Origin of the sequence: Streptacidiphilus jeojiense (assembly GCF_000719095.1) — a bacterium.
Taxonomy (GTDB): Bacteria; Actinomycetota; Actinomycetes; order Streptomycetales; family Streptomycetaceae; genus Streptacidiphilus; species Streptacidiphilus jeojiensis.
The window spans coordinates 91,602-107,707 of record NZ_JOEH01000016.1 but is presented as its reverse complement, the minus strand read 5'-3'; the positions used below and the strand labels follow the sequence as shown (position 1 = coordinate 107,707).

General features: G+C 72.7%; 10 protein-coding genes. 6 read left to right on the top strand and 4 right to left on the bottom strand.

Annotated features, from left to right (window positions below):
- Positions 1 to 13: 13 nt before the first annotated feature.
- Positions 14 to 712, bottom strand: coding sequence for a spermine/spermidine synthase domain-containing protein (locus IF29_RS0121420; RefSeq protein WP_037596022.1), 699 nt, complete (start codon positions 710 to 712; stop codon positions 14 to 16).
- A 155-nt stretch (positions 713 to 867) separates the two neighbouring features.
- Here IF29_RS0121420 and lon point away from each other — a divergent pair, with 155 nt between their 5' ends.
- Both lon and IF29_RS0121410 read left to right on the top strand, forming a co-directional pair.
- Complete coding sequence (gene lon / locus IF29_RS0121415; protein WP_030257384.1) at positions 868 to 3,312, top strand: endopeptidase La; 2,445 nt, start codon at positions 868 to 870, stop codon at positions 3,310 to 3,312.
- 128 nt (positions 3,313 to 3,440) lie between these two features.
- Positions 3,441 to 4,919 carry an FtsW/RodA/SpoVE family cell cycle protein gene (locus IF29_RS0121410; protein WP_051725604.1) on the top strand — a complete coding sequence of 493 codons (1,479 nt, stop codon included), beginning with the start codon at positions 3,441 to 3,443 and terminating at the stop codon, positions 4,917 to 4,919.
- Between the two features lie 151 nt (positions 4,920 to 5,070).
- On the opposite strand, the gene IF29_RS0121405 is transcribed toward IF29_RS0121410, so the two are convergent.
- The gene (locus IF29_RS0121405; protein WP_030257379.1) at positions 5,071 to 6,288 is read right to left on the bottom strand and encodes a YncE family protein; all 1,218 of its coding nucleotides are present in this window, start codon (positions 6,286 to 6,288) and stop codon (positions 5,071 to 5,073) included.
- On the bottom strand, positions 6,288 to 7,106 hold the full coding sequence (locus IF29_RS0121400; protein WP_030257377.1) for a polysaccharide deacetylase family protein: 819 nt from the start codon (positions 7,104 to 7,106) through the stop codon (positions 6,288 to 6,290). Before IF29_RS0121400 ends, IF29_RS0121405 begins: the two co-directional genes overlap by 1 nt.
- 127 nt (positions 7,107 to 7,233) lie before the next feature.
- On the opposite strand from IF29_RS0121400, the gene IF29_RS0121395 reads away from it, so the two are divergent.
- A complete protein-coding gene (locus IF29_RS0121395) occupies positions 7,234 to 8,028 on the top strand; it encodes an enoyl-CoA hydratase/isomerase family protein (protein WP_232242325.1) in 795 nt (264 codons plus the stop codon).
- Between the two features lie 144 nt (positions 8,029 to 8,172).
- Positions 8,173 to 11,913 (top strand): S8 family serine peptidase, encoded by a 3,741-nt coding sequence (locus IF29_RS0121390; protein WP_051725603.1) that lies wholly within the window; start codon positions 8,173 to 8,175, stop codon positions 11,911 to 11,913.
- 93 nt (positions 11,914 to 12,006) lie between these two features.
- Here IF29_RS0121390 and xylA read toward each other — a convergent pair whose 3' ends face one another.
- Complete coding sequence (gene xylA, locus IF29_RS0121385) at positions 12,007 to 13,179, bottom strand: xylose isomerase (RefSeq protein WP_030257371.1); 1,173 nt, start codon at positions 13,177 to 13,179, stop codon at positions 12,007 to 12,009.
- Positions 13,180 to 13,289: 110 nt separating this feature from the next.
- On the opposite strand from xylA, the gene xylB reads away from it, so the two are divergent.
- Both xylB and IF29_RS0121375 read left to right on the top strand, forming a co-directional pair.
- A complete protein-coding gene (gene xylB / locus IF29_RS0121380) occupies positions 13,290 to 14,726 on the top strand; it encodes a xylulokinase (protein WP_030257368.1) in 1,437 nt (478 codons plus the stop codon).
- A 55-nt stretch (positions 14,727 to 14,781) separates the two neighbouring features.
- Positions 14,782 to 16,014 carry an ROK family transcriptional regulator gene (locus IF29_RS0121375; RefSeq protein WP_030257365.1) on the top strand — a complete coding sequence of 411 codons (1,233 nt, stop codon included), beginning with the start codon at positions 14,782 to 14,784 and terminating at the stop codon, positions 16,012 to 16,014.
- The last annotated feature ends 92 nt before the right edge of the window (positions 16,015 to 16,106 follow it).

Genomic DNA, 16,106 nt, shown 5'->3' with positions numbered 1-16,106 from the left:
ATGGGCGTAGACTCTACCCGCCGTTCATGGGAACAGAAATCGCAAGGTACACGACATCTGGTAGACCGCGCTCCACCTGGACGCCCACCGGGATGGTGCTGACCACCGGGAAGCGGCTCCGCAAGCGCTCCTCGAAGGCGGGGGAGGGGGCCGCGCTCCAGAAGGCCAGCACGCCGTTGGGGGCCAGTACCCGCTGCACCAGGTCCAGGCCGGACTCGGTGTAGAGGGTGTCGTTGGACTCGGTGACGGTCCAGTCGGGACCGTTGTCGATGTCCAGGCAGAGCGCGTCGTAGCGCTGGTCGGTGGTGCGGAGGTGCCGCAGCAGGTCGTCGTGGACGATCCGGGTGCGCGGGTCGTCGTGGCCGCCGCCGGCGAAGTGCGCGAGCGGCGCGCCGGCCGCGGTGTGCCAGTCGATCACGGCCTGCTCGCGCTCCAGGACGGTGATCCGGCCGGGGCGGGGGTCGGCCGAGGCCTCGGCCAGCGAGAAGCCGACCCCCAGGCCGCCGATCAGCAGGCTCGCGCCCCGGGGTTCGGCCAGCGCGTCCAGCGCGGCGGTGACCAGCAGGCGCTCGGAGCGGCCGTCCGAGGTGTCCATCAGGAAGCAGCCGTTGGCGATGATCTCGAAGTGCTCGCCACGGCGGCGCAGCACGGCTTCGCCGTAGGGGCCGTCGCGCCGGTCGAGGACTTCGGGGAGGTCGAGCGGGACGGGCATGGCAGGGGCTCTCTCCGGTGTTGCTGAGGTCTGTCTGGACCCTCGCCATTCTGCCCCAGCAGGCCGATCGCTCACGGCGAACAGCGTTGGGGAACACCAGGGGGGTCAATGTCCTTTAGTCCATGTAACTCAACTTTGATTACTGGGGAGAGATCATGGCGAACGCCTCTTCATTGACCCTGCCGGTACTGCCGCTCGATGACGAGGCGGTGCTCCCCGGCATGGTCGTCCCGCTCGACCTGTCCGACCCCGACGTGCGATCCGCCGTCGAGGCCGCGCAGGCGGCGGTGCGGGACAGCGGGGCGCACGCCCCCGGCATCCGTACCGTCGCGAGCGCCCGCAAGGCGCGGGTGCTGCTGGTTCCGCGGATCGACGGCTCCTACGGTGCGATCGGCACCCTGGCGACGGTCGAGCAGGTCGGCCGGCTGGCCGACGGCGACCCGGCCGCCCTGGTCAGGGGCGTGCGACGGGTGCGCATCGGCGCCGGCACCACCGGTCCCGGCGCGGCCCTGTGGGTCGAGGCCGAGCCGATCGAGTCCTCCGTGCCGGACCCGCTGCCCGGCGCCGTCGCCGAGCTGGTGCGCGACTACAAGGCGCTGACCACCACCTGGCTGCAGAAGCGCGGTGCCTGGCAGATCGTCGACCGGGTCGCGGCCATCGAGGACGTCTCCGACCTGGCCGACAACATCGGCTACGCGCCGTTCCTGACCGGCGCCGAGAAGGTGCAGGTGCTGGAGGAGCTGGACCCGGTCGCCCGGCTGAAGCTGTCGCTGCAGCTGCTGCGCGACCACCTGGCCGAGGCGGACGTCGCGGAGACCATCCGCAAGGACGTCCAGGAGGGCATGGAGAAGCAGCAGAAGGAGTTCCTGCTGCGCCGGCAGCTGGAGGCGGTCCGCAAGGAGCTGTCCGACCTCAACGGCGACCCGGACTCCGAGGAGGAGGACTACCGGGCCCGCGTCGAGGCCGCCGACCTGCCCGAGAAGGTCCGCGAGGCCGCGCTCAAGGAGGTCGACAAGCTGGAGCGCTCCTCCGACGCCTCCCCCGAGGGCAGCTGGATCCGCACCTGGCTGGACACCGTCCTGGAGCTGCCCTGGAACGAGCGCAGCGAGGACGAGTACGACATCGCCGGCGCCCGGGCGGTGCTGGACGCCGACCACTTCGGCCTGGACGACGTCAAGGACCGGATCGTCGAGTACCTGGCGGTGCGCAAGCGCCGCGCCGACAAGGGCCTGGGCCAGGTCGGCGGCCGCCGCGGCGGTGCCGTGCTGGCTCTGGTCGGCCCGCCCGGGGTCGGCAAGACCTCGCTGGGCGAGTCGGTGGCGCGGGCCATGGGCCGGTCGTTCGTCCGGGTCGCGCTGGGCGGCGTCCGGGACGAGGCGGAGATCCGCGGACACCGGCGCACCTACGTCGGCGCGCTGCCCGGACGGATCGTCAGGGCGATCAAGGAGGCCGGTTCGATGAACCCGGTCGTGCTGCTGGACGAGATCGACAAGGTCGGCTCGGACTACCGGGGCGACCCGGCGGCGGCGCTGCTGGAGGTCCTGGACCCGGCGCAGAACCACACCTTCAGGGACCACTACCTGGAGGTCGAGCTGGACCTGTCCGACGTGGTCTTCCTGGCCACGGCGAACGTGCTGGAGGCCATTCCGGAGGCGCTGCTGGACCGGATGGAGCTGGTCCGGCTGGACGGCTACACCGAGGACGAGAAGGTCGTCATCGCCAGGGACCACCTGCTGCCGCGTCAGCTGGAGCGGGCCGGCCTGGGCGCCGACGAGGTCGTGGTGGCCGAGGACGCGCTGCGCAGCCTGGCCGGCGAGTACACCCGCGAGGCGGGCGTCCGCAGCCTGGAGAGGGCCGTCGCCCGGATCCTGCGCAAGGTCGCGGCCCAGCAGGAGCTGGGCGCCGAGGGCGCCGAGCTGCCCCGCACGGTCACCGCGGGTGACCTGCGCGGACTGATCGGCCGTCCGCACCACACCCCGGAGGCCGCCCAGGAGCCCGGCGAGCGCCGTACCTCGGTGCCCGGCGTGGCGACCGGACTGGCCGTCACCGGGGCGGGCGGTGACGTCCTCTACATCGAGGCGTCGCTGGCCGACCCGGAGACCGGCTCCACCGGGCTGACCCTCACCGGCCAGCTGGGCGACGTGATGAAGGAGTCGGTGCAGATCGCGCTCTCCTTCCTGCGCTCGCACGGGGCCGAGCTGGAACTGCCGGTCACCACGCTCCGCGAGCGCGGCGTCCATGTGCACGTCCCGGCCGGGGCCGTGCCCAAGGACGGTCCGAGCGCGGGTGTCACCATGACCACCGCGCTGGCCTCGCTGCTCTCCGGGCGCAAGGTCAGGACCGAGGTGGCGATGACCGGTGAGGTCTCGCTGACCGGTCGGGTGCTGCCGATCGGCGGGGTCAAGCAGAAGCTGCTGGCCGCGGACCGGGCCGGGATCACCACGGTGCTCATCCCGTCCCGCAACGAGGCCGACCTGGACGACGTCCCGGCCGAGGTGCTGGAGCGGCTGACGGTGCACCCGGTCTCGGACGTCCGCCAGGTGCTGGAGCTGGCCCTGGAGCCCGCGGTGACGCTCACCAAGAGCGTGCTCGCGGCCTGATTACGGTACCTGCGTGACCGAAACACCCGCCGTCGGAACCGTCGCTTCGAGGGGGCCGTCCCTGTTCGGGACGAGACCTGCGAGAATGCGACGGTTCTGACGGCGAGTTGGTTGGGTGGGTGCGCGCGATGGGCGGACGACGAGCAGCGGGGAGCCTCCCCGGTGCCGCTGCCAGGGCCTCCGGGTTCACCGGGCCCCCGGCGAAGAAGCGGAACCTGGAACTGCTGCTGATCCTGTTCGCGATCGCGATCTGCGGCTTCGCCGAGGCCAGCGTCGAGCTGGCGATCAACGACAAGCTGCCGAGCAGCTTCGCCACCATGGTCGGCGGTCTCGCGGTGCTGGCGCTGGTGGCGCACCTGGTGGTGCGGCAGTGGGCGGCCTACGCCGATCCGCTGATCCTGCCGATCTCGATCCTGCTGACCGGGCTGGGCCTGACGCTGATCCACCGCCTGGACGAGGCCACCGTCAAGCAGAACCCGCACAACGTGACCATGGCGTCCGGCCAGATCATGTGGACGGTGATCGCCATCGCGGTCTTCGCCGGGTTCGTGGTCTGGGTCAAGCACCACCGGGTGCTGCAGCGCTACACCTACCTGGTGATGGCGGTGTCGCTGGTGATGCTGGTGGCCCCGGCCTTCTTCTCCGGGGACACCTACGGGGCGCGGCGCTGGATCCGGCTGGGACCGCTGTCCTTCCAGCCCGGCGAGTTCACCAAGCTGGCCATCATCGTCTTCTTCGCCAGCTATCTGATGGCCAACCGGGACGCGCTGGCGCTGGTCGGCCGGAAGATCATGGGGATAAGCCTGCCGCGCGGCCGGAACATGGGGCCGGTGCTGGTGATCTGGGCGGTCAGCCTGGTGGTCCTGGTCGCCGAGTCCGACCTGGGCACCTCGATGATCTTCTTCGGTGCCTTCATCGTGATGCTGTACATCGCCACCGAGCGCACCGGGTGGCTGGTGCTGGGCTGCGGGATGGCGCTGGCCGGAGCGGTGGCGGCGGGCACGCTGGTCTCGCACGTCACCTACCGGGTCAACAACTGGCTGGACCCGATGGACTACTACACCCACGTGGTCAACGGGCAGCCGCCGCTGGGGAGCTCGCCGCAGCTGGCCCAGTCGCTGTTCGCGCTGGCCAACGGCGGGTTCACCGGCACGGGGCTGGGCCTGGGCCACTCCATCCTGATCGGCTTCGCCTCGCGCAGCGACTGGATCCTGGCCACGGTCGGCGAGGAGCTGGGGACCGCCGGGCTGATGGCGGTACTGCTGCTCTACATGCTGCTGGCCCAGCGCGGGATGCACACCGCGATCAGGCTCACCGACCCGTTCGGCAAGCTGCTGGCCTCCGGGCTGGCGGCCACGCTGATCCTGCAGGTGTTCGTGGTGTCCGGGGGGGTCATCGGGCTCATCCCGCAGACGGGTAAGGCGCTGCCGTTCCTGGCGCAGGGCGGGTCGTCGACGGTGGCGAACTGGATCATGGTGGCGCTGCTGATCAAGCTCAGCGATGCGGCGGGGCAGGCGGAGTTGACTGCTCCGCAGGATCCGGCTGAGACGCTGACGATTTCGGCCGAGGAGATTGCGGCTGCGCGGGCGGAGTTCGGGGCGGCTTAGGCCGTTTTCGAGTGCGGGCGGTAGATGGTTGGTCGCGCAGTTCCCCGCGCCCCTATCTAGCTGCAACTGAACCGCTGTGGGCCAGTTGCAGCCCCCCAGGGGCGCGGGGAACTGCGCGACCAGCCATGCACATGCCGCAGTCGAAGAACCGTCAGCGGAAGACGCCCGTGTGGCCCAAGGAGTAGCGGCCGGGTTGGGGGTAGACGGCCAGGCCGTGTGGTCCGTCGCCGACGGGGATGCGGGCGATGAGGTGTCCGTCGGTGGTGGACATCGCGTAGACCTCGGAGTTGTAGCGGCCGGAGAGCCACAGCACCTTGCCGTCGGCGGAGACCCCGCCCATGTCCGGGCTGCCGCCGCCGGGGATCTGCCACTTGTGCACCAGCTTGCCGGTGGCGAAGTCCAGGACCGAGACCGAGCCCTCGCCGCGGTTGGAGATGTAGAGGTACTTCGAGTCCCGGCTGACGTAGAGGCCGTGCGCGCCGGCGCCGGTCCTGAGCAGGGTGGGCACCGAGAAGGTGTCGCCGTTTAGCTCCCAGACGCCGTTGGCCATCATGTCGGCGACGTACCAGACCCGGCCGTCCGGGGAGATCTTGACGTCCTGCGGCATGGAGCCGTCGTAGGGGATCCGCTGCCTGGCGACGATCGCCATCCTGGCGGTGTCGACCTTGAGCAGGTCGCCGGAGAACTCGCAGGAGACGATGAAGTACTTCCCGTCCGGCGAGAAGTCGGCGTGGTTCACGCCTTCGCAGCCCGCCGGGACCGACTTGACCACCTTCATGGTGTGCGCGTCCCGGAACACCAGGGCGTGGTCGGCCGAGGCCATCACGATCGCGTGCTTGCCGTCCGGGGTGAAGTAGAGGTTGTAGGGGTCGTGCACGTCGACCTCGGCGCCCATCCGGCCGGTGGCCGGGTCGATCGGGGTGAGGCTGTTGCCGAGGTCGTTGTTGACCCACAGCGTCTTCAGGTCCCAGGAGGGCACCACGTGCTGGGGCTGGTGGCCCACGTGCAGCGTCTGGATCACCTTGTAGGTGGCCGGGTCGATGACGCTGACCGTGTCCGAGAGGGTGTTGGGGACGTAGACCCGGGACGGGAAGTCCTTGACCACCGGTGAGAGCGCGTTGGGACGGTCCGCCGCGTAGATGTCGGTGGGGGAGAGCAGCGGCGGCATCCCGGGGAGGGCGTCGGTGCTGCCGGGCGCCGCGGCGCCGGAGGCCGCCGCGGTCCCGGCCGCGGGCCTGGCGTTGACGGCGGCGGTCCGGTCGCCGTGGTCGGCCGAGCAGGCCGAGGCGAGCAGCAGGCTGCCGGCGGCGAGCGCGGCGCAGGCCGACAGCGGGAGCATCCTGGTTCGGGAGAGCGGCGAGGATCGCATCAGCTGAGCAGCTCCGAGGTTGTGACCGCGCGCAGTCCGCGCCGGTGCAGGCCGTCGAGGATTCCGGGCATCGCACTCACCGTGCCGCTGTGCCCGAAGTGCAGGCTGACCAGGGAGCCCGGGCGTACCGCGTCGAGGACGGTCCGGGTCACCGCGGCCGAGCCGGGGTCGGTGTAGTCGAGGGAGTCCAGGTCGTAGCTGAGGCAGTGCCGGTAGCCGGCCCGGCGGGCCTGCGCGGCCACCGTCGCGGTGCAGTCCTGGGCCTGTGAGGGGCGGAACCAGCGTCCGGGGCTGCCGGTGAGCTGCTTCAGCCGGGCGGCGCAGCGGGCGATCTCGGTGTAGGCCTGTTCGGCGGTCATGGTGGAGATCGGGCCGTGGCTCTGGGTGTGGTTGCCCAGCTCGTGGCCGCCGTCCAGGATCCGGGTGGCCATCTCGGGGTACTCGTCCAGCCAGCTGCCCACGGCCATCACGGTGACCCTGGCGTCGGCCCGTTCGGCCTCGGCCAGCACCGCCGCGGCGATCGCCGGGTCGCCCTGGCCGTGGAAGGTGAGCGCGGCCTCCGGGCGGGTGCGCGGGCCCGAGGTGATCTCGAACGGCAGCCCGGCGGCGAGAGCGGGCAGGGCGGAGGCGCCGCCGGTGCTCGGCGCCGCCGACGCGAGGGCGGTGGCACGGGCTGACGGCGGGACGCTGGACGGGGCGGTGCCGGCGGCGTCGTCGGTGTGCACGCTGCCCGAGTTGGCCGAGCAGGCGGCGGTCAGCGAACCCGCGGCGCCGAGGGCCGCGATCCGCAGCAGGCCGCGACGGTCGAGTGGGGTCACCCGTCGAACTCTAGGGTCGGCGGATCGGTCCCGCGCGGTGAACGATCGGGCGCCGACCGTAGAGTGGCGCCTGGTCAGCATGGTGTTCACGGGACCTGTCCAGGTCCGGGCGGTGGAGGTACGGGCAGTGCTGAAGGATCGCCAGGAGCTGCCGTACGGGGTACCCGGGCTCCGGGTCGCCCTGGGTGAGGACGGCATCGCCGTGCTGACGCTGGACCGCCCGGAGAAGCGGAACGCGCTCACTCGGGCGATGTGGCAGGCGCTGCCGGGGCTGTTGCGGGAGCTGGCCGAGGAGCCCGGGCTGCGGGTGCTGCTGGTGCGCGGCGCCGGCGGGAACTTCAGCGCCGGGGCCGACATCGCCGAGCTGCGCGAGGTGTACGCGGACCCGGCGACGGCGGACGACTACCACGCCGTCAACGTCCGGGCCGAGGAGGCGCTGGCGGCCTTTCCGCATCCGACCCTGGCCGTGCTCAGGGGCGCCTGCGTGGGCGGCGGCTGCCAGCTCGCGGTCGCCTGCGACCTGCGCTTCGCCGCGCCGGACGCCCGGCTGGGCATCACCCCGGCCAAGCTCGGGATCGTCTACCCGGCGGTGCCGACGGTGCGGCTGACCCGGCTGGTCGGGCCGGCCCGGGCGACCTATCTGCTCTGTTCGGGTGAGCTGGTCCCGGCGGCGACGGCGCTGGTCTTCGGGCTGGTCGAGGAGGTCGCCGAGGACGTGGAGGCCAGGGCGCTGGAGTTCGCCCGGATCCTCGCCTCGCGTTCGGCGCAGACCCAGGGCGCGGTGAAGGCGGTGATCGCGGCCGAGCTCGGCGGCGGGGACCCGCGGGCCGCGGTGGCCGGGTGGGAGCGGGCGTCGCGGACCGCGCCGGACGTGGCGGAGGGGCTCGCAGCGTTCATCGAGCGTCGGCAGCCCAAGTTCTGACAGTTCGCCGGATAGTGGGGCGACCGGTCCGGCGTATAGCTGCCAGGGCGGTTATCCGCCATTCCCGGCGGCTATTTTTGATGATGTTCATACCAAGGATGTCTTTCAACCTCTGCTGTCTCGCAGATCCAGGAGGACACCCCTGTGCCACCCTCTCTCTTCCGGCGCCGCGGACTGATATCCGCCGCCGCCGCTCTGGCGCTGCTGGCGGTCACCCCGTACGGCGCCCGCGCGAGCAGCCCGACCGGGGCCGCCGCCGCGACCGGCGCCGGTACGGCGGTCACCCGCACGGTCACCCTGATCACCGGCGACACCGTCACCGTGAAGACCCTCAGCGACGGGCGCAGCGTCGCCACGGTGCAGCGCCCGCACGGGCTCACCGGCGGCGTGCGGACCCGGACCGTGGGCAAGGAGCTGTACGTCTACCCCGACGAGGTGCTGCCCTACGTGGCCGCGGGCGTGCTGGACCAGCGGCTGTTCGACGTCACCGCGCTGATCGCGGACGGCTACGACGACGCGCACACCGGCACGCTGCCGCTGATCGTGCAGTACGGCACGGCGGTGGCGGCGAAGTCGGCCGCCCCGGCCGTGCCCGGGCTGACCGCGACCCGGCAGCTGTCCTCCATCCGCGGCGCGGCGGCGACCGTCAGCCATGCGGGGGCGGCCGGGATGTGGCAGTCGCTGGCGCCGGCCGGCACCGGGGCCTCGGCCCAGGCACGTTCGCTGTCGGCTCCGGCGGCCTTCGCCGACGGGGTGACCCACATCTGGCTGGACGGCAGGGTGAAGGCCACCCTCGCGGACAGCACCGCGCAGATCGGCGCCCCGGACGCGTGGGCGGCCGGGACCGACGGCAAGGGCGTGGACGTCGCCGTGCTGGACACCGGGATCGACACCCAGCACCCGGACCTGGTGGGGCAGGTGGACGCGAGCCAGAGCTTCGTCCCTGGCGAGGACATCGAGGACCGCGTCGGCCACGGCACCCACACCGCCTCGACCATCGCGGGCACCGGCGCGGCCTCGGCCGGCAAGGAGAAGGGCGTCGCCCCCGGTGCCCATCTGCTGGTCGGCAAGGTGCTCGACGACACCGGGTACGGCCAGGACTCCTGGGTGCTGGCCGGGATGCAGTGGGCCGCGCAGACCGAGCACGCCAAGGTCATCAGCATGAGCCTGGGCGACCCGAGCGTGGTCGGCGACGGCAGCGATCCGATGAGCCAGGCCGTGGACAGCCTCAGCGCCTCCACCGGCGCGCTGTTCGTGATCGCGGCGGGCAACAGCGGATCGGCCGGCGTCAGCTCGCCGGGCTCGGCGAGCTCGGCGCTGACCGTCGGCGCCGTCGACTCGGGCGACAACCTGGCGTACTTCTCCAGCACCGGGCCGCGGGCGATCGACGGCGACCCCAAGCCGGAGATCACCGCCCCGGGGGTGGACATCCTCGCGGCGCGCTCCCAGTACATGACCGACGGCAGCGGCTACTACACCACGATGAGCGGCACCTCCATGGCCACCCCGCACGTCGCCGGCACGGCGGCGCTGGTGGCCGAGGAGCATCCGGACTGGACCGGGCAGCAGATCAAGGACGACCTGGTCAGCACGGCCGCGCTGACCCCGCAGATCGCGGTCGGCGACGGCGGCAGCGGACGGGTGGACGCCAGGGCGGCGGTGCTGGGAACGGTGCACGCCAGCGCCAGCGCCTGGTCCGGCTACTACGCGTGGCCGCACACCGACGACAAGCCCGGCGTCAGGACCGTCACCTACAGCAACACCGGCAGCGCGCCGGTGACCTTGGACCTGGCGGCCGACGTGACCGCGCCGGCCGGCGCCTTCACCCTCTCGGCGTCCTCGGTGACCGTCCCGGCGAACGGGACCGCGCAGGTCACCGTCGCCGGTGACCCGGCCAAGGCGCCCTACGGCAACACCGACGGCCAGTTGGTCGCCACCGATGCGAGCAGCGGCGCGGTGGTCGCGCACACGCTGATCGGCATCGACAACGAAGCGGAGATGTACAACCTGACGGTCGACGCCACCGACCGGGCCGGTGCCCCGCTGGGCGGCAGCGCGGTGCTCTTCGAGGCGGGCTCGCAGGACGCGCAGATCGTCACCGTCCCGGACAGCGGGAAGCTGACGCTGCGTCTGCCCAAGGGCGAGTACTCGCTGCTGCTGGAGGCCGACCTGCCCGGCGCGGCGGGCCCCGCCGACCTGGGCCTGGCGATGCTGTCGGCGCCGCAGATCCAGCTGACGGCGGACCGCACGGTCGCCCTGGACGCACAGCAGGCGCAGCGGGTCTCGGCGGTGACGCCGAAGCGCAGCGAGAGCCAGGAGACCCGGCTGGAGTGGTACCGCGCGGCGGGCGGGACCAGCTTCGACGAGAGCGACATGATCCCGGTCAAGTACACCAGCCTGTGGGCGCAGACCACGGCCCCGGTGACGGACGGCTCGTTCTCCTTCGTGGCGCGCTGGCGCGACGCCGAGCCGATGCTGACGGTCAGCGGCGCGGGCCAGTCCTTCACCGACCTGTTGCAGCAGATCGGGGCGACCCCGCTCCCGGCCGGGTCCAGCAGGCTGGCCGCGGTGTACGCCGGGCAGGGCGCGAGCGCGGACTACGCGGGCCTGGACGCCAGGGGCAAGGCCGTGGTGGTGGACGACAACAGCGCGGTCGCCCCCACCGACCAGGCGGCGGCCGCCGTCGCGGCCGGGGCCAAGCTGCTGCTGGTCGTCTCCGGGGCGCCGGGACGGGTCAGCAACTGGTACGGCGCCGCGGACTACTCGGCGAACAGCCCGATCGCGGTGGCCTCGGTGACCACGACCGAGGGCAGGGCGCTGGAGGCGGCGATCACCGCGGGGACGCGGGCGACGACGCTGTCGGTGGGGTCGCAGCCGGTCCCGTCCTACGCCTACGACCTGGTGGAGCGTCATGACGGCGCGGTCCCGGCCCAGTTGACGTACCGTCCGAAGGCCTCGCAGCTGGCTGAGGTCGACAACCGGTTCGCCTCCCCGTCGGGGGCGCAGACCGGCAGTGAGGGCCGCTACGACATGCAGGACTTTGACTCCTACGGCACCGGCTTCGACCTGGTCCAGCAGCTGCCGGCGACCCGTACCGACTGGGTCACCCCGGGCGCCGGGTTCACCTGGTACGACGAGGCGAGCAGCCAGACGGTGCAGGAGCGCGCCCCGCTGCGGGCCTTCACGGCGGGCAGCCGGCAGCCGTACGACTGGTTCTCGCCGGTGCTGCACCCGAGGCTGAACACCTCGACCTGGCTGCCGCAGCGCAACGCCGACTGGATGACGGTCAACATCCCCGGCTGGGGCGACGCCATGCCCGGTGACAGCGGATTCGACCAGGGCAACGGGCAGTTGAACGAGACGCTGTGGCTCTACCAGGGCAGCACCCTGATCAAGAAGTCCAACTACCAGGCGATCTACACGGACGTGCCGGCGAGCGCGACCCCGGTGCCGTACCGGCTGGTCGTGGCGACCAACCAGGTGGGGGCGTTCCCGTACACCCCGGGCAGCCGGACCGAGTGGACCTTCACCTCGGGGACCACCGACCCGTCCGTGGTGGACACCCTGCCGCTGATCCAGCTGGACTACGGCGTGGCCACGGACCTGACCGGCAGGGCCTCGCGGTCGACCACGCTGACGCTGACGGCGTCCGAACTGGCCGAGATGTCGCGCACGTCGAAGATCACCGGCGGCACGCTGGAGGTCTCCTACGACGACGGCAGCAGCTGGAAGGCGCTGAAGCTGACCAGGACGGCGACGGGCAGTTGGACGGCCCGGCTCACGGCTCCCAGGTCGGCGCTGGTGGCGTCGCTGCGGGCCACCGCCAGGGACGCGGCCGGCAACACGGTGACGCAGACCGTGCTGGAGGCGTTCGGGCTGAAGTAGCGGGGAGTTGAAGCAGCGGGGGAGTGGTGCGGCGGCGGTCCGTTCTCGGGGGAGACGGACCGCCGCCGCGGCTCGTGCGGACGGAACCTGCTGTCAGGCGATGCCGAGCAGGTGGTCCAGGGCCAGCTGGTCGAGCTGCTCGAAGGCCATGCCGCGCTCGGCGGCGGCCTCGACGTCGAAGGCCTCGAAGGCGGAGTCGTCGGCGAGCAGGTCGGCCAGGGACTCGCCCTCGGCCAGGGTGGGCTGGGCCAGCTCGTCCAGGCGGGCGGCGCGGAGCGCCTCCTGCACGGCCGGGTCGGCGCGGAACGCGGCGGCCTTGGCCTTGAGGGCCAGGTAGTTGCGCATGTTGCCGGCGGCCGAGGCCCAGACGCCGTCGATGTCCTCGGTGCGCGGGGGCTTGAAGTCGAAGTGGCGCGGGCCCGCGTAGTCGGACGACTCCAGCAGGTCGACCAGCCAGAAGGCCTGGCGCAGGTCGCCGGCGCCGAAGCGCAGGTCCTGGTCGTACTTGATGCCGGACTGGCCGTTCAGGTCGATGTGGAACAGCTTGCCGTGCCACAGCGCCTGGGCGATGCCGTGCGGGAAGTTGAGGCCCGCCATCTGCTCGTGGCCGACCTCGGGGTTGAGGCCGACGCGGTCGGCGTGCTCCAGCGAGTTGATGAACGCCAGGGCGTGGCCGATGGTCGGCAGCAGGATGTCGCCGCGGGGCTCGTTGGGCTTGGGCTCGATGGCGAAGCGGATGTCGTAGCCCTGCGAGACGACGTAGTCGCCGAGGAGGTCGAAGGCCTCCTTCAGGCGGTCCAGCGCGACCCGGACGTCCTTGGCGGCACCGGACTCGGCGCCCTCGCGGCCGCCCCAGGCGACGTAGGTGGTGGCGCCCAGCTCGGCGGCGAGGTCGATGTTGCGCATGGTCTTGCGCAGCGCGTAGCGGCGGACGTCGCGGTCGTTGGTGGTGAAGCCGCCGTCCTTGAACACCGGGTGGGTGAACAGGTTGGTGGTGGCCATCGGGACGGTCATGCCGGTGGCGTCCAGGGCCTGGCGGAAGCGCTTGATGTGGCCCTCGCGCTCGCTGTCCGAGGAGCCGAAGGGGATCAGGTCGTCGTCGTGGAAGGTCACGCCGTAGGCGCCGAGCTCGGCGAGCCGGGTCACGGTCTCGACCGGGTCCAAGGCGGGGCGGGTGGCGTCGCCGAAGGGGTCGCGGCCCTGCCAGCCGACGGTCCAGAGGCCGAAGGTGAAGCGGTCTGCGGGGGTGGGTGTGAGGTCGGTCATGTGTACGACTCCAGAAGATGCGGGGCGGGGAGACTATTCGTCATCGCGATAAACAAATTAGTATCAGCTCGTCGGGAGCGGAAGCCCCCGACCCCCACCAAGGAGGATTCGTGCAGGTCGGCAGTAATGAAGTCGTCATCGGGATCGACAGTTCCACGCAGTCGACCAAGGCGGTGGCGGTGGATGTGGCGACGGGGGCGGTGCTGGGCGAGGGCCGGGCCGCGCACACCGTGAGCGGTGGCGCGGTACGGGAGAGCGACCCGCGGGAGTGGTGGCGGGCGCTGGGTCAGGCGGTGGCCGCGACCGGGTACGCCGAGCGGGCGGCCGCGGTCTCGGTCGGGGGCCAGCAGCACGGTCTTGTGACCTTGGACACGGACGGTGAGCCGGTCCGCCCGGCCCTGCTCTGGAACGACGTGCGCTCGGCGCCGCAGGCCGCCGCGCTGGTGGCCGAGCTCGGCCGGGACACCTGGGCGCAGCGCGCCGGGAGCGTCCCGGGGGCCTCGTTCACCGCCGCGAAGTGGGCCTGGCTGCGCGAGAACGAGCCCGAGGCCGCCGCCCGCACCGCCGCGGTGCGGCTGCCGCACGACTATCTGACCGGTCGGCTGAGCGGGGCCGCCGCCACCGACCGCGGCGACGCCTCCGGCACCGGCTGGTGGACCCCGGAGGGGTACGACCTCGACCTGCTGGCCCGGCTGGGCCTCGACGCCGGGATGCTACCGACCGTGGTGGAGGCCGGAAAGGCCGCCGGCGAGGTGCTGGCCGGCACCGGCACCGGGCTGCGTCCGGGCACCCTGGTCGCGGCCGGCACCGGCGACAACATGGCGGCGGCACTGGGCCTCGGCCTCGCCCCGGGCCGTCCGGTGCTCAGCCTGGGCACCTCCGGGACGGTCTACGCGGTGACCCGGGGCCGTCCGGCCGACCCGTCCGGCACCGTCTGCGGCTTCGCCGACGCGCTGGACCACTGGCTGCCGCTGGCCTGCACGCTCAACTGCACCCTGGCTGTGGACCGCACCGCGGCCCTGCTCGGTCTGGACCGGCAGGCCGTGGAGCCCGGCGGCACGGCGGTGGTGCTGCCGTACTTCGACGGGGAGCGCACCCCCGACCTGCCCTACGCCTCCGGGCTGATACACGGGCTGCGCCACGACACCACCGGCGGCCAGCTGCTGCAGGCGGCCTACGACGGCGCCGCCTACTCGCTGCTGGCGGCGCTGGACCAGGTGCTGGTCGCCGGTGGCGAGCAGATCGACCCCGGGACCGAACTGCTGCTCATCGGCGGCGGCGCGCAGGGGAAGGCCTGGCAGGACACGGTGCGCCGGCTGTCCGGGCGGCCGGTGCGGATCCCGGCCGCGGGCGAGCTGGTGGCGCTGGGCGCGGCGGCGCAGGCCGCGGCGCTGCTCACCGGCGAGCGCGCGGACGAGGTCGCCCGGCGCTGGGGCACCTCCGCGGGCCGGCTGCTGGAGCCGCTGCCCAAGGACGACGCGGCGCTGGAACGGATCGCGGATACGCTGCACCGATCCGGAAGTCTGTTTGACCAGCCCACCGTATGAGCGACGGAACGACGCACCGCTGAGAGCGCTGCACCGCTGAGAGCACAGGGGTCCCATGCCGAGCCACAGCCAGAGCCCGAGCCCGACCGGGAGCGGGCAGCGCCGTCCCGCGTCCCAGCAGGGCATGCGCCGGCAGAACCTGGCCGTGGTGCTGGGCGCCGTCGCCGCGCACGCCCCGCTGTCGCGTGCCGATGTCGCCGCCCGCACCGGGCTGACCAGGGCGGCGGTGTCCACCCTGGTGGTGACGCTGCACGAGGCCGGCCTGGTCAGCGAGCTGGGTCCGGCGCCGAGCGGGCGGGTCGGGCGGCCCGGCAACGCCCTGGTGCTCAGCAGCGAGGGCCCGGCCGGCCTGGGCCTGGAGGTCGGGGTGGAGCACCTCGCCGCCTGCGTGGTCGACCTGAGCGGGGAGGTCCGGGTGCAGCGCCGGGTCGCCTCGGCCAACCGGGGCCGCCCGGCCGACGAGGTGCTGGCCGACCTGGGCGGGCTGGCTGCCGAACTGCTGGCCGAGGCGGAGGCGCTGAAGCTGCGCCCGGTGGGCGCGGTACTGGCGGTCCCCGGGCTGGTGGACGCGGCGGCCGGGACGGTCGTGCACGCGGCCAACCTGGGCTGGCGCGAGCTGCGGCTGCCGCCCGAGCTGCTCGGACTGCCGCTGTCGGTGGAGAACGAGGCCAACCTGGGCGCACTGGCCGAGCTCTGGCGCACGGCCGGTGAGGCCGAGGGGCCGGCCCCGGTGGACTTCGTCCATGTGTCGGCCGAGGCCGGTATCGGTGCGGCGCTGGTGGTCGGCGGACGGCTGTTCCGGGGGGCGCGCGGATTCGCGGGCGAGCTGGGCCATGTTCCGGTGCACCCGGACGGACCGCTCTGCCCCTGCGGGGCCCACGGCTGCCTGGAGCAGTACGCGGGCGAGCGGGCCGTACTGGCCTCGGCCGGGCTGCCCGAGGCCGCCGGCGACTGGGTCGCCCTGCTGGCCAAGCGGGCCGCGGAGGGGTCCGCCCCGGTGCGGCGGGCGCTGGAGCAGGCCGGCGCGGCCCTGGGCACCGCGCTGGCCGGCGCGGTGAACCTGGTCGACCCGGAGGCGGTGGTGCTCGGCGGCGCCTACGCCGAGCTGGGCGAGTGGCTGCTGCCCGCGATGCGGGCGGAGCTGGCGGCCAGGGTGACGGTCCGTCCGTGGGAGCCGGGAGCGCTGTCGGCGTCCGGGCTGGGACGGGCCGGGGCGCTGCTGGGGGCCGCGCTGGTGACGGTGCGTCGGATCATCGAGGATCCCTCGGGCGCGTACGGCGTGGGGTGACCGGGTCGGCGCCGAAGAACTGCTACGAATTATCTGATTTGTAGACGTTCCTGACGGTGCGACACATGGACGGACGGTCACCATGGCCAGTG